Genomic DNA, 26,848 nt, shown 5'->3' on the forward strand with positions numbered 1-26,848 from the left:
AGACTTGATAACCTCCCTCCCTGCAAGCTATGGAAAATGGATATACTTAACGGAACCGGAAACTGGTTCCGTTTTTTGTTGTTGATTTATATTGGTCCGCCGCATTATACCCGTTAAATTAACTGCCCTGCGGATTATGCTATCGGTCGTTTATACCGTGTTCTCCATTTAACCAGTTCATACCAGGCAACCGAACAAAGACCAACCCCAATGCTAAAGCTCAATTGCTGCATTCTCAAAGGCACGAAGCCAAAGAAGGCTGACAGTGGCTTTATATAAAGCAATGCAACAACAATAAGTGTAGTAACGCAAATGATCATAACCACCAGGTTGTTTTTATATTTTATAGTAGTGAATAACGAGTAGTAGAATGAGCGGTTTACCAGCGTAAGCAGTATATTGGCAGTTATTAAGCAGGTGAATACCATGGTGCGGGTAAGCGCTTCATTAAAGCCCTGGTTCACCGCGTAACGGTAGGTTAGTAGGGTTCCTGCTGTTATCATTAAACCCTGCAATATACTTGTTGTCAATTCCTTCCAATTAAAGAATGTCGCGCTGAATGGCCGTGGCTTTTGACACATGGTGTTTTTTTCCATCGGCTCATTTTCATAAATTATTGAGCAGGTTGGCCCCATTATCAATTCAAAGAAAATGATGTGAACCGGCGAAAATAGGTTGGGATAGGCCCACCCTAAAGCTAACGGAATAAATACAGTTAAAATAATAGGGATGTGAATGGAGATGATATACTGAATTGCCTTTTTCAGGTTAGTATATATCCGCCGGCCCATCGCGATGGCATCCACCATTTTCGAAAGGTCATCCTCCAAAAGGATCAGTGATGCAGCCTGCCTCGCAATTTCAGTGCCTTTTTTGCCCATCGCTATACCAATGTGCGCCGCTTTTAGTGCCGGGCCATCGTTAACCCCATCGCCGGTCATTGCCACAATCTCGTGCCGGGCTTTTAAAGCATCAATGATCTTTAATTTTGCATCAGGGAACATCCTGGTGAAAATATTTACCTTTTCGGTTTTCTTTTGTAATTCGGCCTGGTTTAGCAACATCAGCTCATCTCCGCTGATGCATTGTTCAAATCCATGCAGCCCTATCTGCCTGGCGATAGCGGCGGTAGTTTCAGCATTATCGCCTGTGATGATCTTAACGGAAATGCCAGCCGTATAAAAATCATTTAATACCGATTTTATATTCTTCTTGGGCGGGTCGTAAAAGGCCACCAGGCCCTTAAAGGTAAATTTAAATTCCTGCTGATTATGCGGAAATTTATTTCCTGTAAAATGCGCTTCACCTACAGCTAACACCCGATGTCCCTCGGCGGCTAGTGCTTTTATTTTTTGTTCTATTTGGTCCCTTTCACCGCTGCTTAAAGCCGAAACTGCCATTATGGCTTCCGGGGCTCCTTTGGCTGCAATAATTCTATTACTTGTTTTATCCTCAAATAAATGGGTCATCATTGGAGGCTTACCGCCCAACGGATACTCATGGATCATTTTATAATCCGGCCTTTCATCTGTAAGACATATTTTTGAATAAGCCTGGTGTAAAGCTGTTTCCATCGGATCGTAAGGAATTGGCTCACTGGCCCACATGGCCAACCTCATCATTTCCTTTTCAGCATCGCTAAGCGGCCCTTCGGCATCTGAAATTTCATTTTGTTTCAGTGTATAAACCTTCACAAGGCTCATCTTATTTTCAGTAATTGTGCCGGTTTTATCTGTACATATTACCGATGCGCTGCCCAATGTTTCAACCGTCTTCATTTGTTTTACCACTATCCCCATTTTCATTAGCCGCCAGGCACCCAGGGCCATAAATGTGGTAAAGGCTACCGGGATCTCCTCTGGCAGGATACTCATGGCCAGGGTAAGCGCTTTGATCAGGCTATCCAAAATATTAGCAGAGTGAAAATAATTGATGGCCCAAACAATGAGGAAAACAATGGTGCCGACAACCACCATCTTCTTGACAAAATTGTTGATCTGCTGTTCAAGCGGCGTCTTTTCTTCGACTATTGATTCCAGGCTTTTGCCGATCTTACCCAGCCGGGTTTGATTCCCTATGGCTGTAACTGTAGCTATAGCCAGGCCGCTTGCTACCGTAGTGCCATGAAAGATTAAATTATCAGCTGCATCGTGGTCTTTATATACAGCAAAGGATTCGCCTGTGAGGATACTTTCATTTACAGAAAAATCGTTCGACTGGAAAATCACCCCGTCTGCGGTAATGGAAGCGCCTTCCGACACCATCAGGCTGTCGCCAACTACCAGGTCATCACTTTTTATTTCCTCTACCTTCCCATTCCTGATCACCTGGCATTTGGGCTGTGAAAAATCCTTGAGTTTGTTTAAGGCATTCCGGCTCCGGGAGTCCTGGAATAAGGATAACCCCGATACGAATATTATAGCGGCGGCCAAAAATAAGCCATCGCCAGTTTTACCGCTTACAAAGTAAACACACGATGCAACCAGCAATAGGATGACCATGGGCTCTTTTACTAACCCCTTTACAGCGTCAACAAATCCATTTTCTGTTTTATAATCGAGCGTATTTGAGCCGTATTTGAGCCTTGCTGAACTAACCTGCTCATCAGTTAGTCCGTTTACGTTATAATTATTTGCTGGCATTTTGTTTTTCGGTAACGGGTGAGTTTAACTTATTGAAGTGAGAATTTAATTCAAATCAGCAATTATCCAATAATATGGATATGGGCTGCCAACTTGAACCCTACAAACACCTGTATATTGTTTTATACCAATGGATTAATGTTAAAGGTATTTCCAAAGTTGAGAAATAAAATTTAAACCGAAAATGATAGCGGTCATCGGGAGTATTGACATTGGGCATAATCTAAGTATCCCAATTGCTAAATAGCAGAAATTTGCGATAGGTCATCTTTAGTACTGACCGCGATCATTTTTCCGTGGTCTGCTTCTTGCCAACTTTACGTCATCAAGTTTAAATGATTGAGTTATGAAAAGGCCTGCTAAATTTATCCGAATTGTTCAATTTACAGGTGTTTTAATAGTTCTGTTTTTTACCGTTAAGGTTTGCGCTTCACCTTTAATTGCAAAGCCTGATACCATCCTTATTAAAGAAATTCAACGTCAGCTAGTCGCAGGGGAGACTCCGGGTTTATATTACCCTAAAAGCGTAATGCGATTTTATGGTCAAATAAACTTTCAGCCAGCCTGGATCAGGCCACAAAACGGCGAAGGACAAACCTGGCAGGCAATGCTGCTGCTGGATTGTGTATTACAGTATGGGCTTTCGCATGATGATTATCACCCAAAAGAACTACTATATGATAAACTACATAATATTTTAGACACCCCCGGAAAGGTAAGCATCAGTGAACAAGCGCGTTTTGAAATTACACTTACCGACGCTATTATTACATTAATTAACAATCTCCATTACGGGAAACTAAACCCCGAATTTTCAGCGGCATGGATTGATGCAGATAATAAGAACAGCTTTCGCGCCGAAGCCGGTTTATCTTTGGCTTTGCAGCAAAAAAAGGACTATGATTTTTTAGCGGCAATCGAAAGCCTGCAGCCAACATCAAAAGAATACCGGGATCTGCAACACCAAATGAGGCTGCTTACCGGGCTATATACAGGCGATTGTTATGACGTTCCGGAAGGGAACATCAGGCTTATGGCAATAAACATGGAACGATTAAGATGGGCAAATATCGAAGACGGCAGTTTTATACAGATAAATATTCCCGCTTACACCTTACAGTTTTTTCAACCCGATACTGTTTATCAATTCAGGGTGGCCGTTGGCAAGGCAGCTAATCCTACGCCAACCCTTAATAGTGCCATCAGCTATTTTACAACTGCCCCCGATGTGGTGATATTGCAAAAAGTATTCCTGAATACCATATTACCCAATACCATTAAGGACCTGAATTATCTCAGAGACAATCACCTCGCTATTTATAATAAAAAAGGGGAATTTATCCTGGTTGACCAGGCGAGCCTGGAAAAAATAGCGGAAAATCCTGATGACTATTACGCGCGTCATGCTTCCGGATGTGACAGAGGCCTGGGAAACCTGGTTTTTCATTTCCAAAACACATTTGAAATCAGCTTGCAGGATATGCCAAAAAAGGAATTTTTTACCCGGGACGAAAGGGCCCTCAGCAGCGGGTGTATTTGGGTGGATAATGCCGAAAAGTTAGCCGCTTTGCTATTAAAAAACGATGGCAGGGAAGACGACATACAAGCACTCCACAAAGCTGTAACTAACTATAAACGAAAAACATTTATGTTAAACAAACAAGTGCCTATAAAGGTAACCTATCTAACCTGTGTGATGAAGGAAGGGGAGCTGATCATGTATAAGGATGTTTATCACCTGGATAAAAGTTTAGAGATGGCCTTGTATAATGTGACCCAAAACCTGGTAATGCGTTAATATTTTAAATAAGATATAAAATGAAAACAATTTTAGTACCTACCGATTTCTCTGCCGCAGCAGATAATGCAGCGCGTTATGCCATGCAGATAGCTAAAAGGATGAAGACAGGTATCCAATTATGCAACGCGGTACTGGTGCCAGTAGAAGCTCCGGGAGCCGCGCAGGTTGCCTGGCCGCTTGAAGATTATACTTCGATAAAAAATGAGGTAACAATTGATTTAAGTTATTTATCCGAAATGCTGGAACTGGAAGAACGTGACGTGAGCAATCCTCAATCCTATCACCCTTTTGTGACCTACAACAGCGAGATCGGAACGGTGAAGGACGTTATCAGGAACAGGGTTGATGAACAAAAAATGCCGCTTGTAGTGATGGGCATGTCAGGAGCTGGTGGAGTAAGTCGTTTTTTCCTGGGGAGTAACAGCAGGGATTTAATTGACATCGCCTGTTTCCCGGTTTTGCTGATTCCCGCTACAGCAACATTTAAGCCCGTGCAAAAAATTGCATTTGCAACAGATTTAAGCAAAGAAGACATCGAAGTGATTCATGCATTGGCAAGTATGGCCCGGTTATTTAACGCCGAAATATTGATTACCCACTGTACAGATGAAAAGTATGAAAAAGATGTTGTTCAGCACGAAGTCGACGATTTTTTATGCGAGGTAACCAGCAAAGCCAACTACGATAAAATATACTACCGGCACGTAAAAAGCATAGACGTAGAGCATGGGCTGGACTGGCTGACCGAACATGGTCAAATTGATATGCTGGCCATGGTTCACCGGCCGCATCATTTCCTGGCTAAACTTTTAAAAGGCAGTCATACCCAAAAAATGGCACGGCATATTACAATTCCGCTGATGGTATTTCCGCCAGCGTACTGTGGCACTTTTTGAAACATAACTTTAAGGTGACCGTTACCCTTTTATACTGATTTATTTAATCTAATAAAATGACACCTCCGGATTCGATGTGGGCAATGGTTTTTGAAAAAGTTGGGCACCCTTTGGTTTATAAGCAGGTTCCTGTCCCTGAACCAACAAAAAGCCAGGTGCTGATTAAAGTAATTGCTTGCGGCGTTTGCCGTACTGACCTGCATATTGTGGACGGGGAACTTGACCATCCGAAGCTACCATTGATCCCCGGGCATGAGATAATTGGCAAAGTTGTAAAACTTGGCAGCGAGGTTAAAAGCATAAGGCTAAATGACATAGTAGGTGTGCCATGGCTTGGGTATACTTGTGGCCATTGTAAGTTTTGTAAACAGGGAAAAGAAAATTTATGCGATAACGCCTTATTCACCGGTTATACCATTGATGGCGGTTACGCAGAGTATACAGTGGCCGATGCCCGGTATTGTTTTTTGATGGACTCAGCTCATAGCAAAGCTGGATCTGCGCCCTTGCTTTGTGCCGGACTGATTGGTTTTCGCTCTTATCATATGATAGATGCTGCCGCAAACAATATTGGCCTGTATGGTTTTGGCGTTGCCGCGCATATTATCATACAGATTGCAATAGCTCAGGGTAAAAAAATATTCGCCTTTACCAGGGATGGTGATACCAAAACGCAACAGGTTGCCATGAAAATGGGGGCTCACTGGGCGGGTGGAAGCTCAGAAGTCCCCGCTGAAAAACTGGATGCGGCCATTATTTTTGCTTCTGCCGGAGAGCTTATCCCAAAGGCATTAACAGATGTTGACAAGGGCGGTGCAGTAATTTGCGGCGGGATCCACATGAGTGAAATACCCGCCTTTTCCTATGATTTATTATGGGGCGAAAGATCGGTTAAATCTGTGGCAAATTTGACAAGACAAGATGGACTGGCATTTTTTGACATCATAAAAAACATTTCGATTAATACCCAAACGGCGTTTTTTAAGTTATCGCAAGCCAATGAAGCCATTAATAAATTCCGAAACGGTGAAATAGCGGGGGCGGCGGTACTGCTTGTAGATACTGACTAAGCGCAAGTTTTTTGGTGACCTATCTCATTTTTTACCCTGCTTCTTTTGCTCAACTTTATGGTAACATATTAAAGTTGACTCATCATGAAAACAATAGCCGTACTCATCGATTTTTCTGAACGTTCAGAACACGCTGCAAAATATGCGCTGCACCTGGCAAAAAAGATCAAAGCAAATGTTTTATTGTTTAACGCGTTCCTCGTACCGGCAGATGTGCCCATGGCTGCTGCCCAGGTGGCCTGGCCTCTTTATGAGTTTGAAGAGATCAAAGCCGATGCGGAGAAAGAATTACAAAAATTCTGCGACAAATTAAAACATGGCCTTAAAGAAAGACCGTTACCGGGCGAATTTTTACCTGCAATAACTTGCCGGTGTGAAGAAGGAGCTGTGGTGAATACATTGCCAACATTGCAGGGGAGTAAAGGCATTGTGCTGTTGGTTGCAGGGACACATGGCTCTGATGCACTAACATCTTTTGTATTGGGTAATAACTGCCGCGAATTGATTGATGATACTACGCTTCCCTTATTGTTAGTCCCTGAAAATGCCTCTGTCAATGACATAGAGAAAATCGTTTTCGCCAGCGACCTGAATCTGAATGATATTAAGTATATAAACGCAGTCGCAGGTCTGGCCCAAGATTTCACTGCCGATATTATCATCGGGAATGTGAACCCGGACCTACCGGAAGATGTTAAACACAATAAAGCCGAAAACTCATTTATGCAGGAAATGGTACTTAACGTTAAGTATAAAAGAGTTAGCTACCGTAATTTTCCAAATCAAAACGTAAAAAAGGGTATCATTTGGGTTTTGGAAAATGAAAAACCCGACATGCTGGTGATGGTTCACAGGAAAAACAGCTTATTTGATTTCTTTTTCAAATCAAGTGTAACTAAAAAAATAGCGGCTAATACAACTGTGCCCTTGCTGGTTTATCCATATCCGATGGCCCAGGTACCGGTATTTTAATTATATGATGGACGGAAAATATACCGGTACAACTATGAACATAAATGTAAGCTGGCACCTGGAGCACCCGATGCCTCAGAACCCAACCTTCGACCAAAAGGTTGAGTGGCACCTGGAACACCAAAAAAATTGCGCCTGCAGGCCGATCTCTAAAAAATTGGCAGATGAAATGGCTGCAAAGGGTATTAAATTTGAACCTGCTCAATTGCTTAATGAAGTTAAGCCATGAATTCATCTCTTAACCGTAAGGAAACGGCTCCATGATCCATTTATAAGACTAAAGCCTAACCAAGCATCCTCGCAGTCGCCGGTCCATCTGGGTTATTTATTGTGAGCAATAAACAAAGGCATAGACAATTCATTCATAATAATGTCGGCCATACTCGTTTTAAATAACCTGGAAACCTGGCTTCTTCGATATGCCCCCATAACTATCAGGCTACTTTGCCCGGCTTTTCCTAAATAGGCTGGTATTTTATCCTCAGGCTCGCCTGGTAATAACACATAATCAGCATTGGGGTAATGGCACTTTACAAACTCCTTAATTAAGGGGTCATCAGGAAATATTAACGTGGTTTTTGCCCCTGTGACAGACAGCACAACCGTTTGAAGATCACGCATCCAGGGGAACATATAATTGAACATTTTAATGGCGAATACCGACGATGGCTTACCATCGTACAATAGTATAACCTTTTCAATCGCTTTACATTCCGTGGGGACCACCATAACGGGGCACTGCGTCGCTGCCAATACACTCCGGATAAATGAAGTAGGCGGTTCTTCTTTAACCGGGCTCATGGTCTCGTCTGCGCCAATCAGCAACATGTCGCTATAAATGCTTTCCTTAAGCAATTCATCAATGGCAAAGCTCTTATCATGATGGATGACGTAATTGATCCCGGCCTTGATACACGCGGCATTGAAAATGGCAATAGATTGCTGCCTGATAGCTTTGTCCTCATTCTGTAATTTTTTGATGTGTTCGCCGAATATATCCCGGTCCTTAGAACTATCGAAAACATTGTTGCTATGGTACAGGAAGTCATCCAGGAAAACCCCGGAAAGCAAAGCCTTACTACTCTCGGCCATTTTAATGGCATATGCCATCGTAGCGTGGGAGAATTTCAATCCATCAAAAATTGCGCTTATTTTTTTCATAACTAAACAATTAAAATACTATCACATTTCGGATAAAGTCAATTAGCCCTTTTGTTATAACATTTCACGGCAACAAAACCTGTTAATAAGAGCCTGTCCCCGACAGGATCATATCAGTTAACTGTTCATCCAGATGATAAATATCATCCCTGAAATTCAGCTGGTTATTGCGATCTATAAATGCTGTGAAGTAGGCGATAAAAACGGGAACCTTATGTTGTAAAGTAACATATTGTTCCTTGCCTGCGTGCATGGCTATATCCACTTTTTCCGCATTCCAGCCTCTTTGACCCTTTAGGAGAAAATTGGCCAGTTTTACGGGTTCCTGCACCCGGATACAACCATGGCTGAATGCCCTGGACGACTCCCCGAACAACGATTTGGAAGGCGTATCATGCAGGTAAATATTGTAGCTGTTCGGAAAAAGGAACTTAACTAACCCTAATGAATTTTCAGGACCGGGCAACTGCCTGATCACCGGCAACCCATCCTCGTAACCGGTGATCTCCATGTGATTAGCAGACAAAAAGCCCCGCTTCCTTTTCAAAGCGGGAATAATTTCTTTGCGTACTATGCTCGGCGGTACGGCCCAGTAAGGGCTGAATACAACATATCTAAGTGTACCGTAAAATACGGTAGTAGGATTGACGGTTTGTCCTACAACAACATTGCAGCTCCACATTAAACTGTCCGCATGGTAAACGTGTAATTTAAATTCCGGAATATTTACCGCAAGGTAGTCTGTATTCAAGCTTACAGGAAGCCACCGACTTCGCTCCATGTTTACCAGGATCTGTTTTATCCGGCTTTTTAAAGGAACGTTCAGGGCTGCTACGGTTTCTTTATTTAACAGGCCATCTACCACCAGGCCATGCCTGGATTGAAATTGTTTAACTGCGGTTACGAGTTCAATATTATAACTATGGTCCAGCGTGTCACCATGAAGATCATCCAATTTGTATAAGCGGGCTTTAACAATTGGGATTACAGCAGAAGTGTCCCCAATTTTAATACCGGTCAAAGGTATAACTATTGCTGTCCAATTATCCTGCGCGTCCAGGGAGCGGTATTTGCGGAGATAGGCCCTAAGCATTTCGTACTGCCGGTATACCGGATCTGCTGACGCCAGGCGCTTTGCCGGTTCTTTTAAAAGACTATCCAAATATTGCTCATAGTCCATTTTTTTTCTTGGTACGTACCATTTGGCTGACTGGCTCACTTCGCTGTTCATACCCTGCCAGGCCATATTTGAAAAGGCAAAGTATTGCGCGGTAAGCATCAATTCCACCTGGATGTCCGGCTCGTTTTTCCGGGAACTTGTAATGTACATTAAAGAATCAAGCTCTTTTTGATATGGCGCACTTTTATATATCCCCTCGTTTTGGAGATTTAATACCCTGTTTGATAAATTGCCAGCCTGTTCAATCAGGCGCCCGCCATCAAACCATGCATAAGCATAATTTCTCCCTTTGTAAAAAGTATTGATCTCACCGGCATAGTTCTTAAAATCCGGAAAACGTGTTAAAAATCTATTGATTTGTATACTATCGAAAACGGCTCCTGACTGACTGCTGAAACTGCCCGGAATGGTTTGGTTCCAGCCTCGCGACAACGTATCAACAGCAGTTTTTTGTTTGCCATGCTGAGCCCATACATTCTGTAAAAAGCAGAAGCTAAGAAGAAATAATAAAATATAACTATAACGCCTGTGGGCCATAATCGGGGACTCTTTAAGATCGTGCTGATATGTAAAACCTGCTTACTAAGGTAGGCGTTGCCGAATCTATATTTTATGATGAAAGTCACTATATTGACTGCTGACCATCACCTATAAATGAAAAATCACAGCCGAACTTTGAATTAAAAATCACGACTATGTTTTACACAAATAGCTTTGGGGGAATGGACCTTATATGGTGGTTCTTATGGATAACGCTGCTTTTCTGGATATTCGCAACACCCTATGATATTCCCGGTCAGCGAAAAAAGAAGGACTCACCTTTTGATATCTTACGGAAGCGTTTCGCTGCGGGTGAAATCACGAAGGAAGAGTACGAGGAAAAGAAGCAGGTACTTGAAAAGAATTGAGCGAGTTAAAACATAAGTAATACCCTGCACCACTGAGTACCTGGTGTCCATACGATATAAGCAACTTGTGCCACCTTGATTTTGGAAAAACAATTTGCTTATTATCTGATCAAAGAATAAGAATAACATTGAACATAGCTACAAAATGGCTTCCTTAAAGCAACGCGCAATTACCGCAAATAATTCTTCCGAATCAAAGGGCTTGCGAATATAGCCGCTGGCACCCATTCCAAGACCTGCCTCCACCTCTTTCCTTTCAACACTTGAAGTAAGAAATACAAATGGTATAGCAGCGGTTACCGGGTTCGTTTTCAAGCCGCTAAATACTTCATAGCCATCTGCCTCTGGCATCATCACGTCACAAAGTATAATATCAGGCACATGCTCCTGGGCTAAAATAAGCCCGCTTCTGCCATTTACTGCCAGTATTACTTTATAGCCCTCCAATTCAAGTAGTTCACACGTATTTTCCCGGATATCATTATTATCCTCTATCAATAAAATCTTTTTCATGAGTTATGATTTAGTGGAAATTTAATAATATTATTAATCCAGGGTTTGTCTCACGCCTGTTTCAACAGGCCATTACTTCCTCCAGAATATCACCGACAAAATTATAAGGTCAATTTAGATAATAATTAATGGCATTCCAAACACCAAACAACTATTGGGAATATACTAAGTTTAGAACGTTTTAATTAAACTATTTGTTTAGCTATTTTTTTAACTAAGTCTTTTATAGTCAAACAATTCGCCACTATTGATTAGGCCACGACAAAAAAATTTTAGCAAGATCGGGGTATTAAAAACGCTCCGAATTGACTAAACCAATAATATCACATATCGGGATGATTACCCGTCTTCCGCCTTAACATGTACTGATCAACCGTTTAATTTGGTTTTTAAGAATTCGCAGGCCATTTGCATTGCTTCCTGCCCCATTGTGCCCATCCCCAAAAATCCGTGCGTGTTTTCAAAATTCCTGTATACAGTTTCTACGCCAGCCGATCTTAATTTATTTGCATAGGCCTCCCCCTCATCGCGAAGCGGATCATAATTGGCGGTAATGAGGAGCGCCGACGGCAGGTTTGAAAAATTTGCTGCTCTTAATATCGAGGCTTCTTCAAACTTAGCCGGGTCAATCAAAAAGACATCCCAAAACCATTGCATCAGCTGTGCGGTTAGCACGTAATCCTTTCTGTTCTCGTCCCACGAGGCATGATCAGCGGTGTAGTGGTCGGTCACCGGGTAGGCAGCAAACTGTGCCTTAAGCTGAACCCCTGCGGCGGTGAGCTTTTGCGCCACATATAGGGCCATGTATCCGCCTGCGCTATCGCCTGCAACAGCCATGCGTTCAGGAATACCGTTAAACCGCGTTGCGTTTTCAATCATCCAAAGCGTTGCTGCCACACAGCTTTCCGGTCCTGCCGGATAAGGATGTTCAGGCGCCAGTTTGTAATCTACTGACATTACGATGGCACCCGTATTCACACAGATCTGCCTGCAAATTTCGTCGTGCGTATCAAGGCTCATGAGCACAAACCCGCCGCCGTGAAAGTACGAAATCACAGGAAACGGACCATCGCCCTCAGGGATATAAATTCTGACAGGGATCTCATCTTGTTCAATCACCATATTAATTACCTGCCCAACCACAGTCGGGTTTTCATTTTGAGGAGCCAGCTTCATCATTTCCCTGGTTTGTTCGGGGCGAAACCGGTTAAGTTTATCGTAGCCATGCTCACGGGCATAGGCAATAGTTTGCAATACTTCTTCTGAAAGTGCCATTTTGTTAAATTTTAAAGGTTAAAGCCAAATAACTTCGCTCCGTACTGTTAGTTAACAGCAGTGTGAGCGGATTAGGAATTAAATAATATCGGATAATCGGTGTATCCTTTGGCGCCGGGTGTATACAATGTTGTAAAATCCGGTGCGTTTAGTTCGGTGCCATTGGCAATACGTTGTTCCAGGTCAGGATTTGCCAGGAAGGGCCGGCCAAAGGCAATCAGGTCGGCATCACCACCATTCAATTCTGCCTCGGCTTTTTCGGCGGTGAACGTATTGCAATAGATCAGCGTACCCTCAAATTCCGTACGGACCGCAGCCAATGTTTGCTGTGGAACCTGCGGATTGATGCTAATGTGTATATAGGCAATCCCGATGCGGTTAAGCTCCCTGCTTAAATGGATATATGTTTCCTCCACGGTTTCTGCATCGTACGCCTGCAGATCGCCCAATGTGGAATTTGGAGAGATCCTCATCCCCACACGATCCTTACCTATAGCGTCGGCCACCCGTTGCGCCACCTCCAAAGCAAACCGCGTTCTGTTTTCGATGCTGCCACCGTAAGTATCCGTACGGTTGTTTACATTGGGGTTAAGGAATTGCTCTATCAGGTAGCCATTGGCGGCATGCAGTTCTACGCCGTCGAAACCGGCTGCTATTGCATTTTTGGCGGCGCTAACATATCCGTCAATTACATTAAGCACACCTTGAGTATCCAATGCTTTTGGAGTTGAGTGGTTTTGCATGCCCGCGGTATCGGTGTGGATCTGTCCCGCGGCAGGTATGTCTGACACGCCCACCAACGCTACGCCCGCTGGCAAGTTATCCTGGTGGCCAACACGGCCGGTATGCATCAGCTGCAAGAATATTTTGGTATTGTTTTTATGCACTGCCGAGGTAACAGCCTTCCAGCCCTCTACCTGTGCATTCGAAAAAATGCCGGGAATGCGGGCGTATCCCAGGGCTTCAGGTGCAGGGGCCGTTCCCTCGGTAATTATTAGCCCGGCTCCACTGCGCTGACCGTAATATTCTGCCATTAATTCATTGGGCAGGTTGTCGATAGCGCGGCTGCGGGTCATGGGGGCCATTACCAAATGGTTTTTCAATTTCAAACCTTCGCTTATATAAGGCATCAGTAACTTTTTCATATCTTTTATTTTTTGTTTTAAATGATATGTCAAAGGTCTGCAGATGGCGAAACTTAAAATAGCGCGCTACGCCTGAAAAATAGTCTTATCCGCCGGATGCGTATTTTTTTGGCTTTTGCTGATGGTGCCGCTCAAATAAACGGGCAAAGTGGCTTAAATTGCTGAAGCCAAGCTGATACCCCACTTCGCTAACAGAATAGTTTTTGTATTTGAGCAGGTAGGCCGCCTCTTCCATCCTTGCGGTTTGGTAATAATTATATATACTGTCGCCAAACACCTGCCGGAATAGTTCCTTCATCTTGGTTTCGCTCATGCCGCCCAGCTTCGCCAGTTCCGGCAGGCTGGGTGGCTGGCCCAGGTCATTGAGCACTGCAGCACGGATAAGGGTTAGTTTTTCAACATCTGCCTTATTTATCGTGCTATGTCCGGCAGCTTGCCTGCTATGCAGTTTATTAAACACATAGTACAACAATGATTCCACCTTTACGCGATAATAAAAGTTGGTGAGCAGGTTTCCTGCCTGCGGTTCCGACAATTGCTTAAGCGCCATTTGCGCTTCTGAGCTCATTCCCTCATAAAACAGGAACGATTCTTTGGGGTTAGTGATAGCCTCAATGGTCGGATCAGGCCGATCCAATTCAAGCAGGCTTTCCAGGCGAACAGCGCTAATGCCAACTACCGTAAAGTAGATCTCTGTATTTGCCGGAAATGTGATGATCGAATCGAGGTTATTAGATGCAATCTGGATGGCCAGGTCGTTATACCGGGTAAATTGCTCTTGTTTGCGGTCGGCTGTAATGAGGGTAACGGGCTCGTCATTACTATAGAAAATAACACTGATAAAACTCGCCGGATCCTTAGAGCCAATCCGTTTTAAAATAAGCTCTTCCTTCAGTTTGTATCGGTGAATAAGCAGGCGGAAGTCGTCCTTAAGATCAACCCGGCGAACAAATCCCTCGCCCAGCGACGGCGGAATCTGCAACTCATTATTGATCACCGGGACGTTCAGCGCCTCGGCAAACACTGTCATAAAATTAAGCTGGGGACGGGTAACAAATTCAACTAGCATATATGAGCAAGCCTTGTTTTATATATTGGTAAAGATGCCCATTATAAGTGAATAATTATCTTCCGTACCCGGTCTGTTTTTGCCGCAGTTATCAATTTTATCGCAGTAAATGGAGGTATGTTTAAACGCTTAACACAGTATTCTCCATGTCACCCCAAAAACACCTTACATCTTTCGTACTTTCCGGCGTTCCGTCTTTCGGACTATAACCTTATCTTTGCCGGGCTATGTCTGATAAAAAAGTTAGAGTAAGGTTTGCACCGAGTCCTACAGGTGGTTTGCACCTGGGTGGTGTACGTACCGTGTTGTTTAATTATCTTTTCGCCAAAAAAAATGGCGGCGATTTTGTTTTGCGAATCGAGGATACCGACCAGAGCCGTTATGTGGAAGGTGCTGAAGAATACATTTTAGATTGTTTAAAATGGTGCGGCATCACTCCGGATGAAAGCCCGGTAGTTGGTGGTCCTTATGCGCCCTATCGCCAAAGCGAACGTAAAGCTTTATACCGCGAATATGCCGAAAGACTGGTGCGCGAAGGCCATGCTTATTATGCTTTTGACACCCCGGAAGAACTGGATCAAAACCGCAAAGAAATCCCAAACTTTCAATATGGCCAGGTTTATCGCGATGGTTTGCGTAACTCACTTTCATTGAGTGAACATGAAGTTGAAAAACTACTTGATGCGCACACCCCGCACGTGATCCGCATAAAAATGCCGGCAGACGAAAGGGTGAGTTTTGACGACCTGATCCGCGGGCATGTAAGCTTTGAAACCAACCTGGTTGATGATAAGGTTTTATTAAAGGCTGATGGAATGCCAACCTACCATTTGGCAGTTGTTGTTGATGATTACCTGATGAAGATTACCCATGCGTTCCGCGGAGAGGAATGGCTGCCATCTGCACCCGTGCATTTACTGCTGTGGGATTATTTAGGCTGGAAGGCTGAAATGCCGAAATGGGCGCATTTACCACTGATATTAAAGCCTGATGGCCATGGTAAGCTGAGCAAGCGCGATGGCGCGCGCCTGGGCTTTCCGGTGTATGCCATGAACTGGTTTGATGCCAAAACAGGCGAGCTAACCCCGGGTTTCCGTGAGTTGGGCTTTTTGCCCGAAGCTTTTTTAAACCTTTTGGCAACACTTGGCTGGAACGACGGTACCGACCAGGAGATATTTTCCCTCGATGAGTTAATTGAAAAGTTCTCCCTCGACCGCGTTAGCAAGGCAGGAGCGAAGTTTGATTTTGAAAAGGCAAAGTGGTTTAATGCAGAGTGGATTAAGAAGTCCGAAGTCGGAAGTCTAAAGTCTGAAGTAAAAAGGGTTTTGGAGGATAAGGGAATTGTTATTGCAGATGATGCCTACCTGTTACAGGTTATCGATAAGGTAAAGGACCGTTGTGTGTTGCTACCTGATTTTTACCAGCAGTCATCCTACTTTTTTGAACAGCCTAAGGAATACGATGTAAATTCCGTTAAACCAAAATGGACCGATGCTAAAACAGATTTCTTTAATGCATTCATCAACCTGGTAAATACAACCGCAACATTTGAGCCTGCAGAACTGGAAACTGCTTTTAAGTCCCTTGCCGAAGAAAAAGGCATCAAAGCTGGTGAATTGATGCTGCCGTTCCGCATTATGCTGGTTGGTGGTAAGTTTGGTCCGCACGTGTTTGATATTGCGGTGCTGCTGGGAAAAGCAGAAACCATCGCAAGGATTGAGAAGGCGTTGGAAGTCTTTAATTCTTAAGACATTTTTACCGTTGGGCAAGTATTCCCAATTTATATAAGGAAAAAGCATCGTTACTATACGATGCTTTTTTTGCGTTATGGGGTTTGAGGCAAATCCATTTGAATCTGCACAGCTGAATTTTGGGTTAAATATCTCGGCAGAAGAAATGCCTACCCGTCCAAAAGGAAAACGAACAACTCCTTTGGTCCGTGAGCTCCCAAAACCAATGTTTTTTCAATATCGGCGGTACGGCTTGGGCCTGTTACATTGGTTATCATAGATGGCAGGTTACTGCCGTACTTGTTTTTGATAAGCTTAAGCCCATCCTTGATATCGAGCACCATTTGCGAGGTATAAGCCAATACAATATGCACCGGGGGGTAAATACTCAGCCTGCGTCCTGCCATGTTACCGTTTGACAGTAAAATACTGCCGTTACGCGCAATTAACGCTTCGCAAAGGGTAAAGCCAACCTCTGCTTCGTCAAAATCCTTGTCTGTTTCGTAAAATGGGTATTCAAAGCGGGTTAAAACTTCCTGTAAGGCAGGCTCCCAGCAGTAAATTTTACGCCATTTGCGCTCTTCGGCCAATTCCAGCAGGTTTTCAATAAAATCTACCTCATCCTCACAAAAAACAAACTGACCAGAAACGGCAGTAAATTGCTCAGCAAAAAGAACTTCATTTAATTCTTCAGAGGGCGGGTAATGCGGCAGGTCCTCAAGGTTTGGATAGGGGTTGTCCCTTTTCTCCAAAAGCGCTTTACGGATCTTTTTCAGCAGTTTTTCCTTTGGTGTAGTGATGTCCCTCATAGTTGGAGTACTTAGTCTTGAGTCGAAAGTCCCAAGTCAAACAAAAAAGTCTTAAGTCATCAGTGAATTTTTACCTTCAACTCATGACTTAAGACTTTCGACTTGGAAATTATTCCTTTCCGGTAGCTTCCTTTTCTTCAGGGTTTCTTTCAAACGTCCCTGAATGGTCGGCAATGCCTTCCGGTATTAATGCTGATGCGGCAGGTGTTTGATCGGCTTCCGGGCCGTTTACAAACTCATCGTAAGTAGTACGGTTATCAAACGGACGCTTGCCTAATATTTCTTCCAGATCCGATTGGAAAAGGATTTCTTTTTCCAGCAGCTTGTCCGCTAATTTTATCAAACCATCTCTCTTATCCAAAAGCAAATTGCGGGTCATTTCATAAACATCGCTGATCTGGTTACGAACTTCCTGGTCAATTAACTCAGAAGTTTTTTCAGAATATGGCTTGTTGAACTGGTATTCGCCCTGGGTGTCGTTAAATGATACATTACCAACCTTAGCATTCATACCATAAATGGTAACCATTGCATAGGCTAGCTTGGTGATGCGCTCAAGGTCGTTTTGTGCACCTGTTGAGATTTTACCAAAAGTGATATCCTCAGCAACACGGCCGCCCATAGTCATACACATGCCGTCGATCAATTGCTCGGTAGTATATAAAAACTGTTCCTTAGGCAGGTATTGGGCATAGCCCAACGCAGCAACGCCACGCGGAACAATAGATACCTTAACCAGCGGATCAGCATGCTCCAGGAACCAGCCCGCTATAGCGTGCCCTGCTTCGTGGTAAGCAACAATGCGTTTTTCTTCAGGAGAAATGATCTTGTTCTTTTTCTCCAAACCACCAATCACACGGTCAATCGCATCCTGGAAATCCTGCATGTCAACAGCCTCTTTATTTTTACGGGCAGCTATTAGTGCAGCTTCGTTACAAACGTTGGCTATTTCGGCACCGGCAAAACCCGGAGTCTGCGCAGATAATTTCTTCGCATCAACACCTTCAGCCAGCTTAACCGGTTTTAAGTGAACCTTAAAGATCTGCTCGCGACCGATCAGATCGGGTTTGTCGATAGATACCTGACGGTCAAAACGACCCGGGCGCAACAGCGCAGAGTCAAGAACGTCAGGACGGTTAGTAGCAGCAAGGATGATGATACCAGAATCGGTACCGAAACCATCCATCTCAACCAATAACTGGTTCAGCGTGTTTTCGCGTTCATCATTACCGCCAACAATATTGTTTTTACCACGGGCACGGCCAATGGCATCAATTTCGTCAATAAATATGATACATGGAGCTTTGTCTTTTGCCTGGCGGAACAAATCACGTACACGTGATGCACCCACACCTACAAACATCTCTACAAAGTCAGAACCAGACAGTGAGAAGAACGGCACCTGTGCTTCGCCGGCAACAGCCTTGGCAAGCAATGTTTTACCGGTACCCGGCGAACCTATTAAAAGCGCGCCCTTAGGGATCTTACCACCCAGGTTAGTATATTTTTTGGGGTTTTTAAGGAAATCGACAATTTCCATTACTTCCTGTTTGGCTTCTTCCAGGCCGGCCACATCATTAAATGTTACCGATACCTGGGCCTCTTTGTCAAACAAAGTAGCCTTTGATTTACCGATATTGAAGATCTGGCCACCCGGGCCACCACCTGCACCACCGCTCATGCGGCGCATGATGAATAACCATACCGCAACAAGCAACACGGCCATTATTATACACTGCACAAACCAGTTTGATAACAGGCTTTCGTGCCCCGGCTCAATACTAACAGAGATTTTTTGATCTTCAGTAAAGCCAAAATCTTTTTCAGCATTAGCTATAGACTGCTTAATGCCTTCATAGGTGGCATCAGAGAAGATGTACTGAGGCCCGTCGCCGTTGCCCATCTTTAGCGCACTATTATCCTTTTTAGCATCTGCATATTCAGCCTTGGTCAAACTTTCCTTTTTAATATAAACCTCGGCCATAAACAAGTCGCCGCTTCGGTAGGCCACCACCTTGTCAACGTCATGCTGTTTAAGCATTTCGCTAAACTTTTGAAAAGTTATGGGGTTTGTAGTAGTCGTATTTAAAAGGGTAGCTACAACCAGCAATACCACAACAATAATGGCATAAAACCACATAATGTTCGGTTTTGGCGGTTTGGGAGTTATTTTTTTATTCGGTATTTTCCGGATCGGTTTTGGATTTTCCAATTTATTATCTTTCATTTTTACAAGTCAAACTTACAATCTTTATTTTAAAATATTCATGGTATGATGATGACGCCCTGGTGAGCGCATTTGTTGCGGACGCTTATGCGCTTTTATACATTTTAATTTCCGCGTCGCCCCAAAGATCCTCCATACCATAAAACTCACGTTTATCGGTCCTGAAAACGTGTATAACTACATCAATATAATCCAGCAGTATCCATTCGCCGTGCTCCAGGCCCTCCTTGCGGTAAGGATCCTGTTGAGTGGCTTTGTAAATCTCATCTTCAATGCTATTTGCTATGGCTTTTACCTGTGTGGATGAATCGGCATGGCAGATCACGAAATAATCGGTCACCGAACTAAATATATTACGAAGGTCTAACCTGATAATATCATTTCCCTTTTTTTCCTGGATGCCGTGAATGGCTAATTCAGAAATATAAGCAGATTCACTTAGCGCTTTGTTTTTTACCATCAAAAAGAATTAGTTTTGAACGATTTAGTATCTATAATTATTATACTTTGCAAAATAACATATTTTCGGGATTATTTGTTGGACAAAATTTTGTAACAATTAAAGAAGTTGACTCAACAAACAATTTCCTTAAAGAATTAGCGTCAAATTCCAAGCCAGTGATTGAAGGAACGGTCATTATGGCAGAAAGTCAATATGCGGGCCGCGGGCAGCAGCAAAACGGCTGGCACGCCGAGCCGGGTAAGAATTTAACGTTCAGCCTGTTATTAAAACCGGCGTTTTTAGCCATTACAGATCAATTTGACCTTACCCGCGCTGTAAGTCTGGGGGTTTTTGACGTCTTACAGCCCCTGTTAGGGCATCAGTTACGGATAAAATGGCCCAATGACATTTACTACTCGGACCAAAAACTTGGGGGCATGTTAATTGAAAATATGATACAGGGCGGACAAATTAAGAATGCCATTGTTGGCATCGGGCTTAATATTAACCAGGAGCAATTCCCGAAAAATCTGCCAAATGCCGTGTCTGTCAAGCAAATCTTACACCGGGATTATGATTTAAAAATATTATTGTCCGAGATTTGCCGTCATATTGAAAAATATTACCTGGATTTAAAAGCCGGGAAAATTTCGTTTGTAAGGAATGAATATTTAAACCGACTATACCGGTTAAACGAAGAGAAGGTTTACCGGTCAAAGGATGGGATCTTTAAAGGAATCATCAGAGACGTTAAGGATAACGGAATATTAGTTGTTGAAAATAATAATAAAGAAGAAATTGAGTTTAGCCTGAAGGAAATTGAGTTTCTAAATTAAATGATTTTCCGGCTTCAAAAAGAAATCAGTAATCCCTGTTAAATTAGCAGAGATTTTGGACCACGTAATTTGTATTAAATAATATAAGGAATGAAGAAAGTTTTTTTAGCAGTAATTGCATTGGTTTTAAGCGTTGGCGCTAAGGCCCAGATCGAATCGCACGTGAAATGGTCGTACGCGGCAAAAAAAATAAGCGCTACCGAAGCGGTTGTCTTTTTAAAGGCCACCATTGACGACAAGTGGCACATCTACGGCCTTGACGTAAAAGATGGCGGACCAATAAAAACCTCATTCACCTTTGCGCCGTCAAAGGACTACAGTTTAATTGGCAAGCCGGTACAACCAACCCCGGTAACCAAATATGAGCCCAACTTTAAAATGGATGTTACTTATTTCGAAAAATCGGTAATCTTTCAGCAAAAGATCAAATTGAAATCAGCCAATGCGACTGCGGTAAAGGGCCAGCTGGAATTTATGACCTGTAACGATCAGAAATGCCTTCCTCCGGAAGATATTGATTTCTCCATTCCATTAGGCAAATAATCCGCCCAGGCAATGAAGCATCTTTTGACGCTGGTTATTGTGCTGACTGTTTGTGCCGGAGGCTTTGCGCAAGTAGAGAACCCGGTTAAATGGTCGTATGCGTCAAAAAAAATAAATGGTAACGAGTCGATGGTTTATTTGAAGGCCTCCATCCAGGACGGCTGGCACATCTACTCACTTACTGCAGGCGGAGACAGCCCTTTAAAAACTGCTTTTACATTTTTCCCATCAAAAGCTTATACATTGGTGGGTAAAACTATTGAGCCCAACCCGGTAAAGAAATATGAGCCGATACTAAAAATGGATATCAGCTATTTTGAAAAGTCGGTAATATTTCAGCAAAAAATAAAGCTTACAGCAGCTAACGTAACTTCAGTTAAGGGTAAACTGGAGTATATGGCCTGTAATGATCATAAATGCAACCCAAGCGAACAAATAGATTTTAATATACCAATAGGTAAATAATACGAACATGAACGGACCTGTTAAACGTTTCCCGGCAACCCGGTGCTTAATTCTTATTGCTGTTGTAGCCGCAATGTTTTTTACCGGCATAAACCCGGTTAAGGCACAAGGAAAAAAAGCAGATACTGCGGTATCTGCAGCAGACGTTCAGTTTACGGAAATAACAACCGCTGCCGATAGCGCAGCAGCCGAAGCTAAAAAGCAAATGAAGGAAGCTGCCAAAGTGCAGGCGGCAGCCAAATCAGCTTCAAAAAGCGATGATGCTCCTAAATCCCTGTGGCAGATCTTTATAGCTGGGTTTCTTGGTGGCTTCGCGGCATTTTTATTGCCTTGCGTTTATCCAATGCTGCCACTAACCGTAAGCTTTTTCACCAAAAAAGGTGGCACCAGGGCAAATGCGATAGGGCAATCAGTTTTATATGGCCTGTCTATCATTTTCATATATGTCGTTTTTGGGCTCATCATCACCATTGCATTTGGGCCAACGGCACTGAACGGACTGGCAACTAACGGAATCTTTAATATTGGCTTCTTCCTGTTATTGGTCGTGTTTGGTATATCGTTCCTGGGTGCGTTCGAGATCACTTTGCCAAGTTCATTCGCCAATAAGCTTGATGCCAATTCCGACAAAGGCGGACTTGCCGGTATATTTTTCATGGCTGCCACACTTGTAGTGGTTTCATTCTCTTGTACGGGCCCTGCCATTGGTTTGGTGTTGGTAAATGCAGTTTCAAAAGGCGAAAGGCTTGCGCCTGCTGTTGTAATGTTAGGCTTCTCGCTTGCAATAGCGTTGCCCTTTACTTTGTTTGCCATGTTCCCTTCAGCATTAAAAAGTATTCCTAAATCAGGGGGATGGCTTAATAGCGTGAAAGTTATCTTAGGTTTTATAGAAATAGCATTTGCACTGAAATTCTTATCAAATGTCGACCTGGCCTACCACTGGAACTGGTTCGACAGGGAGATCTTCCTGTCATTATGGATAGGTATCGGCATTTTAATGGTGCTTTATCTCATCGGTAAGATCAAGTTTTCGCATGATAGCGATGTGTCGTACCTGTCGGTGCCGCGAACTTTTATTACGCTTATTATACTCGCATTTGTGGTGTATATGATCCCAGGCCTGTGGGGAGCGCCATTAAAAGCTATCAGTCCATTGTTGCCGCCGCTAAGCACACAGGATTTCGACCTTTCTGCGGGTGTTGGGGGATCTGCGCCTGCTGCTGTTAATCAATCATCCATCAAAACAAAAAAATACGAGGAACTATTTAAACGGATGCCAAAGGTTAAGGGCCTTGATGAATGGTATGATTATGATCAGGCCATCCAGGTATCTAAGGAATTACATAAACCAATTTGGATTGACTTTACCGGCTGGAACTGTGTAAACTGCCGTGGCATGGAGGCGAAGGTATTGCCAAATCCGGAGGTATTAAAACGCCTGCAAAATGATTTTGTGGTGCTGCAACTGGTTATTGATGATAAAACAGATTTGCCACCAGCAGAATATACAAAATCAGCCTATAACGGAAAAACTGTAACTACGCTGGGCGGCAAGTGGCTTAACCTCGAGATCACCAAATATAACTCAAACGCCCAGCCTTATTACGTGATGATAGACGAGAATGGCAATGCCCTTGTACCGCCGCAAGGTGCTAACTTTAATGTACAGGATTACATCAAATATCTCGACAGTGGTATAGCTGCGTATAAAAATAAAAAATAGAAATTCTGTAGGGGCGTATCGCATACGCCCTAATCTACCCGGCGAGGGCGTATGCGATACGCCCTTACCATACATTATCCTGCATCCTTTTACAAAAACCCTCGCCCTGCATCAAAAAATAGTGTAAATTCGCGGAACTTTTAGAGGGGTGCACGCGCTTTGCCGTTTTACTTCGTTAAAGAAGGTATTCGGACACATTTTTACAACGCGAAATAGCGCCAATTCATACAATGACGCAGATTAAGAACATAGGGGTTTTTACATCAGGTGGTGATTCGCCTGGAATGAATGCTGCCATCAGGGCAGTAGTACGGTCGGCTATTTACTACGACATGGAGGTTACGGGCATTCGCCGTGGCTATGATGGAATGATAAAGGGCGACCTTTTCCCGATGAACCGCAAATCGGTTTCGAACATTATTCAACGTGGCGGCACCATATTAAAAACGGCCCGCAGCGAGCAATTCAGAACGCCGGAGGGCCGCAAAATAGCTTACGATAACTTAAAGAGCCATAACGTTGATGCCCTGGTTGCCATTGGTGGCGACGGCACCTTCAGGGGTGCGCGTGTGTTTAGCGAGGAATTTGATATCCCGGTTATGGGCCTGCCGGGAACCATTGATAATGATCTTTGCGGTACCGATTTTACCATTGGCTACGATACTGCCATTAATACAGTAATTGATGCCGTTGATAAGATCAGGGACACGGCTGAATCGCACGACAGGCTATTTATTGTTGAGGTGATGGGCCGCGACTCGGGCTTAATAGCTTTGCGTACAGGCATAGCTGCGGGAGCCGAAACGATTTTGATCCCCGAAAGCAAAACCGACATCAATGCGGTATTTGATAAACTGGCTAATGGCCGAAAAGATAAAACATCAAAAATAATTATGCTTGCCGAAAACGGCGAGGCAGGTGATGCCTTTGAAGTTGGCCGCCAAATAAAAGAAAGATTTCCTAACTACGATACCCGTGTTTCTGTTTTGGGTCACATACAACGCGGTGGAAGACCATCATGTATGGATCGGGTGCTGGCAAGCCGTTTAGGTGTGGCGGCAGTTGAGGCTTTAAAGGCAGGCCATAGCAATGAAATGGTGGGCTTGATCCATAATGACATTGCCTTTACCAAGTTTGAACACGCCACCAAACATATCGGCGAGATTAACCCGGACTTTTTGAAAATTGTAGAGCTTTTGTCGATTTAAGCGGACTGGCTCATTTATTAGCAGATCATGCCGAATTTATTTCGGCATCTCATATTGTTCCGGTTGCTTATCAAACTTCTTTGCAAACACACACTTAGCGCGTGGGGTGCTGAAACAAGTTCAGCATGACGGGTTGTTTATTAAGCTGACGAATATCAAATATCTTTAATCACTAGCTCTGCAACTTCCTCGCCAACCAAACTTCCCATGGCAACGCCCATTCCGTTACAGCGCACTGCGCAAAAAATGCTTGGTTCAACCTGCTTTACAATCGGGCTCAATTCTTCGCCAAAACCCATAATGCCGCTCCACCAGTAGTCAATTTCAAAATCCTGTCCCGGTAGTATCATCTCCTTCAGATAGAGTTCCAGCTTGTTTTTTACGGTATCGGTATGTCCGAAATCCCAGGTTTCCTCAGCCGCGTAATCAAGGTTGCGGCCGCCGCCGAAAAGCACACGGTTATCTATATTCCTGAAATAATAATAACCTTCGTTAAAGTGATATGTCCCTTTTAGTTTTAACCCATCAACAGGTTTAGTAACTAACACCTGCCCGCGCCCCGGGATAACTTTCAGCTCAGGAAACAGTTGATTTGCAAATGCGTTAGTGGCAAGAATTACTTTGCCTGTTTTAAAATTCCCCTGCGACGTTGAAAGATAAACATGTTCGCCCCCGCTTTCAATTTTTTCTATCTCGCATCCATTTAAAACCATTACTCCCAAATTGTAAACTTTGTTCAATAAGGTCCGCATCATTTTTCCGGTATGGATCTGACCCTCATAGGGGTTATAGATTGCATGGCTGACGTTTTTAAGGCCAAAGTCTGCAATTTTAGCATCCGCGACTGAATAAATGTCAGTTTTCCCGATGGCTTGCTGCAATAATGTGTTAAAATACGTTAATTGTCCTTCAGCTTTTTGGGCGGCCTCCTGCTCGTTATTCATAAACAGCTCATAGCCACCATGCTGCTGAAAGTCGATGTTTTTATCACCAAGGTTTTGCCGCAGCCGCTGCAACCCGCGCCATTTGTAGTCAACCATCCGCAGCACTTCTGCTTCTGATGACTTTTCCAGGTAGGCAATTTGCTCGGAAACTGTGCCGAAACACGCAAATCCGGCATTTTTTGTGCTTGCACCGGTTGGCAGAAAGCCGCGCTCGAGCACCAATATGTTTAAAGCCGGGGCATTTGTTTTTAAATGCAGGGCTGCGCTTAAACCCACCAACCCGCTGCCGATGATGATCACATCGGCATTGTCAATAAATGCGGTTCGCTCCCAGTATGAAAAGGTATTTGTTGCCAAGGTGTTCTGTTTTTTGCGGAATGCTTTTTGTTTAAGGTCTAAAGTACGGAGTCGATAGCCTTAAGTCAAAAATATAGAAAATATGCGGCTTTGACTTTGGACCCAATACTTAAGACTTAAAAATATGAATCACATATCAATGATTGCAGGATTTTACATCGGCTACAGTTCAGCCTGGTTTTTAATGATAATTATAGCCGTAGTAAGTTTTATTGTGCAATGGCGCTTTAAAAGTAAGTTTAAGGAATATTCAGAAATTAGCCTGTTATCTGGCCTTTCGGGCCAGGAAGTTGCCGAACGAATGCTGCGTGACAACGGTATTTATGATGTTCAGGTAATTTCTGTTGAAGGGCAATTGACCGACCATTATAATCCCGAAACAAAAACGGTAAACTTAAGCCCCGATGTATTTTATAGCCGGAGCGTGGCATCCGCTGCGGTTGCCGCCCATGAATGCGGGCATGCCGTTCAACATGCCAGGGCCTATAGCTGGCTCAGCCTGCGCACCGCGATGGTGCCCATAATTAATATTGCGTCAACCCTTACCCAGTGGACCTTGTTTATCGGTGTGATGCTGCTATTCTTTATCCACAGCCCCTATGTGTTAGCCATCGGTGTTATTGCGCTGGCCGTAGTTACTACGTTTAGCTTTGTGACGTTGCCGGTTGAGTTTGATGCCAGTAACCGGGCATTGGCCTGGCTGAATAACAACTATAGTGTAATGCAAACCCGCGAGGAACACGAGCAAGCTAAGGACGCCCTGTGGTGGGCCGCTATGACCTATGTAGTTGCTGCATTAAGCGCGTTGGCTACCTTGCTGTATTACGCTTCGTTTTTGTTTAACCGGAGAAACTAACAAAACTTTACTAAAAACTAATTGAACGGCCGGACTCAGAGCTTCGGTCGTTTTCGTTTTAAAGCGCCCAATCATA

Annotated in this window: 24 protein-coding genes; 13 read left to right on the top strand and 11 right to left on the bottom strand. The window is 43.6% G+C overall.

What is annotated here, in order from left to right; genetic code table 11:
- Positions 1 to 134: 134 nt before the first annotated feature.
- Positions 135 to 2,642, bottom strand: a complete 2,508-nt coding sequence (locus KXD93_RS24340; protein WP_258140020.1) for a cation-translocating P-type ATPase — start codon at positions 2,640 to 2,642, stop codon at positions 135 to 137.
- Between the two features lie 346 nt (positions 2,643 to 2,988).
- On the opposite strand from KXD93_RS24340, the gene KXD93_RS24345 reads away from it, so the two are divergent.
- The 5 genes from KXD93_RS24345 (at position 2,989) to KXD93_RS24365 (ending at position 7,610) form a co-directional block, all read left to right on the top strand.
- On the top strand, positions 2,989 to 4,440 hold the full coding sequence (locus tag KXD93_RS24345) for a L,D-transpeptidase scaffold domain-containing protein (RefSeq protein WP_258140022.1): 1,452 nt from the start codon (positions 2,989 to 2,991) through the stop codon (positions 4,438 to 4,440).
- Between the two features lie 20 nt (positions 4,441 to 4,460).
- A complete protein-coding gene (locus KXD93_RS24350; RefSeq protein ID WP_258140023.1) occupies positions 4,461 to 5,339 on the top strand; it encodes a universal stress protein in 879 nt (292 codons plus the stop codon).
- A 56-nt stretch (positions 5,340 to 5,395) separates the two neighbouring features.
- On the top strand, positions 5,396 to 6,409 hold the full coding sequence (locus KXD93_RS24355) for a zinc-dependent alcohol dehydrogenase family protein (RefSeq protein WP_258140024.1): 1,014 nt from the start codon (positions 5,396 to 5,398) through the stop codon (positions 6,407 to 6,409).
- Positions 6,410 to 6,493: 84 nt separating this feature from the next.
- Positions 6,494 to 7,381, top strand: a complete 888-nt coding sequence (locus KXD93_RS24360) for a universal stress protein (protein WP_258140025.1) — start codon at positions 6,494 to 6,496, stop codon at positions 7,379 to 7,381.
- Positions 7,382 to 7,385: 4 nt separating this feature from the next.
- Entirely contained in the window at positions 7,386 to 7,610 is a 225-nt protein-coding gene (locus KXD93_RS24365) for a hypothetical protein (RefSeq protein ID WP_258140026.1), read from the top strand.
- Positions 7,611 to 7,702: 92 nt separating this feature from the next.
- Here KXD93_RS24365 and KXD93_RS24370 read toward each other — a convergent pair whose 3' ends face one another.
- Positions 7,703 to 8,542 (bottom strand): universal stress protein, encoded by an 840-nt coding sequence (locus KXD93_RS24370; RefSeq protein WP_258140028.1) that lies wholly within the window; start codon positions 8,540 to 8,542, stop codon positions 7,703 to 7,705.
- An 82-nt stretch (positions 8,543 to 8,624) separates the two neighbouring features.
- Positions 8,625 to 10,259, bottom strand: a complete 1,635-nt coding sequence (locus KXD93_RS24375; protein ID WP_258140029.1) for a L,D-transpeptidase family protein — start codon at positions 10,257 to 10,259, stop codon at positions 8,625 to 8,627.
- A 158-nt stretch (positions 10,260 to 10,417) separates the two neighbouring features.
- Here KXD93_RS24375 and KXD93_RS24380 point away from each other — a divergent pair, with 158 nt between their 5' ends.
- On the top strand, positions 10,418 to 10,630 hold the full coding sequence (locus tag KXD93_RS24380) for an SHOCT domain-containing protein (protein WP_258140030.1): 213 nt from the start codon (positions 10,418 to 10,420) through the stop codon (positions 10,628 to 10,630).
- 138 nt (positions 10,631 to 10,768) lie between these two features.
- Here the strand turns inward: KXD93_RS24380 and KXD93_RS24385 are convergent, their stop codons facing one another.
- From KXD93_RS24385 to KXD93_RS24400, 4 genes are all read right to left on the bottom strand, one after another.
- The gene (locus KXD93_RS24385) at positions 10,769 to 11,143 is read right to left on the bottom strand and encodes a response regulator transcription factor (RefSeq protein WP_258140031.1); all 375 of its coding nucleotides are present in this window, start codon (positions 11,141 to 11,143) and stop codon (positions 10,769 to 10,771) included.
- Between the two features lie 369 nt (positions 11,144 to 11,512).
- Complete coding sequence (locus KXD93_RS24390; protein ID WP_258140032.1) at positions 11,513 to 12,418, bottom strand: alpha/beta hydrolase; 906 nt, start codon at positions 12,416 to 12,418, stop codon at positions 11,513 to 11,515.
- Positions 12,419 to 12,489: 71 nt separating this feature from the next.
- Complete coding sequence (locus KXD93_RS24395; RefSeq protein ID WP_258140033.1) at positions 12,490 to 13,563, bottom strand: alkene reductase; 1,074 nt, start codon at positions 13,561 to 13,563, stop codon at positions 12,490 to 12,492.
- An 85-nt stretch (positions 13,564 to 13,648) separates the two neighbouring features.
- Positions 13,649 to 14,632, bottom strand: a complete 984-nt coding sequence (locus KXD93_RS24400) for a helix-turn-helix transcriptional regulator (RefSeq protein WP_258140034.1) — start codon at positions 14,630 to 14,632, stop codon at positions 13,649 to 13,651.
- Between the two features lie 227 nt (positions 14,633 to 14,859).
- Here KXD93_RS24400 and gltX point away from each other — a divergent pair, with 227 nt between their 5' ends.
- Positions 14,860 to 16,380, top strand: a complete 1,521-nt coding sequence (gltX, locus tag KXD93_RS24405; RefSeq protein WP_258140035.1) for a glutamate--tRNA ligase — start codon at positions 14,860 to 14,862, stop codon at positions 16,378 to 16,380.
- A gap of 152 nt (positions 16,381 to 16,532) precedes the next feature.
- On the opposite strand, the gene KXD93_RS24410 is transcribed toward gltX, so the two are convergent.
- The 3 genes from KXD93_RS24410 to rsfS form a co-directional block, all read right to left on the bottom strand.
- Positions 16,533 to 17,171, bottom strand: a complete 639-nt coding sequence (locus KXD93_RS24410; protein WP_258140037.1) for a LutC/YkgG family protein — start codon at positions 17,169 to 17,171, stop codon at positions 16,533 to 16,535.
- Between the two features lie 109 nt (positions 17,172 to 17,280).
- Positions 17,281 to 19,398, bottom strand: coding sequence for an ATP-dependent zinc metalloprotease FtsH (ftsH, locus tag KXD93_RS24415; protein WP_258140039.1), 2,118 nt, complete (start codon positions 19,396 to 19,398; stop codon positions 17,281 to 17,283).
- Between the two features lie 85 nt (positions 19,399 to 19,483).
- Positions 19,484 to 19,858 carry a ribosome silencing factor gene (gene rsfS, locus KXD93_RS24420; RefSeq protein WP_258140041.1) on the bottom strand — a complete coding sequence of 125 codons (375 nt, stop codon included), beginning with the start codon at positions 19,856 to 19,858 and terminating at the stop codon, positions 19,484 to 19,486.
- Positions 19,859 to 19,905: 47 nt separating this feature from the next.
- Between rsfS and KXD93_RS24425 the strand changes: the two genes are divergently transcribed.
- From KXD93_RS24425 to pfkA, 5 genes are all read left to right on the top strand, one after another.
- Entirely contained in the window at positions 19,906 to 20,676 is a 771-nt protein-coding gene (locus KXD93_RS24425; protein ID WP_258140042.1) for a biotin--[acetyl-CoA-carboxylase] ligase, read from the top strand.
- Positions 20,677 to 20,766: 90 nt separating this feature from the next.
- A complete protein-coding gene (locus KXD93_RS24430; RefSeq protein WP_258140044.1) occupies positions 20,767 to 21,219 on the top strand; it encodes a protein-disulfide reductase DsbD domain-containing protein in 453 nt (150 codons plus the stop codon).
- 12 nt (positions 21,220 to 21,231) lie between these two features.
- Positions 21,232 to 21,684, top strand: a complete 453-nt coding sequence (locus KXD93_RS24435; RefSeq protein WP_258140045.1) for a protein-disulfide reductase DsbD domain-containing protein — start codon at positions 21,232 to 21,234, stop codon at positions 21,682 to 21,684.
- A gap of 7 nt (positions 21,685 to 21,691) precedes the next feature.
- The gene (locus tag KXD93_RS24440; protein WP_258140046.1) at positions 21,692 to 23,407 is read left to right on the top strand and encodes a protein-disulfide reductase DsbD family protein; all 1,716 of its coding nucleotides are present in this window, start codon (positions 21,692 to 21,694) and stop codon (positions 23,405 to 23,407) included.
- A gap of 230 nt (positions 23,408 to 23,637) precedes the next feature.
- On the top strand, positions 23,638 to 24,615 hold the full coding sequence (gene pfkA / locus KXD93_RS24445) for a 6-phosphofructokinase (protein ID WP_258140048.1): 978 nt from the start codon (positions 23,638 to 23,640) through the stop codon (positions 24,613 to 24,615).
- Positions 24,616 to 24,770: 155 nt separating this feature from the next.
- Here the strand turns inward: pfkA and KXD93_RS24450 are convergent, their stop codons facing one another.
- Positions 24,771 to 25,916, bottom strand: coding sequence for an NAD(P)/FAD-dependent oxidoreductase (locus tag KXD93_RS24450; protein WP_258140050.1), 1,146 nt, complete (start codon positions 25,914 to 25,916; stop codon positions 24,771 to 24,773).
- Between the two features lie 124 nt (positions 25,917 to 26,040).
- Here KXD93_RS24450 and KXD93_RS24455 point away from each other — a divergent pair, with 124 nt between their 5' ends.
- Positions 26,041 to 26,772, top strand: a complete 732-nt coding sequence (locus KXD93_RS24455) for a zinc metallopeptidase (RefSeq protein WP_258140052.1) — start codon at positions 26,041 to 26,043, stop codon at positions 26,770 to 26,772.
- Positions 26,773 to 26,848 lie beyond the last annotated feature (76 nt).

Origin of the sequence: Mucilaginibacter phenanthrenivorans, from assembly GCF_024721155.1 — a bacterium.
In the GTDB taxonomy this organism is placed as follows: Bacteria; Bacteroidota; Bacteroidia; order Sphingobacteriales; family Sphingobacteriaceae; genus Mucilaginibacter; species Mucilaginibacter phenanthrenivorans.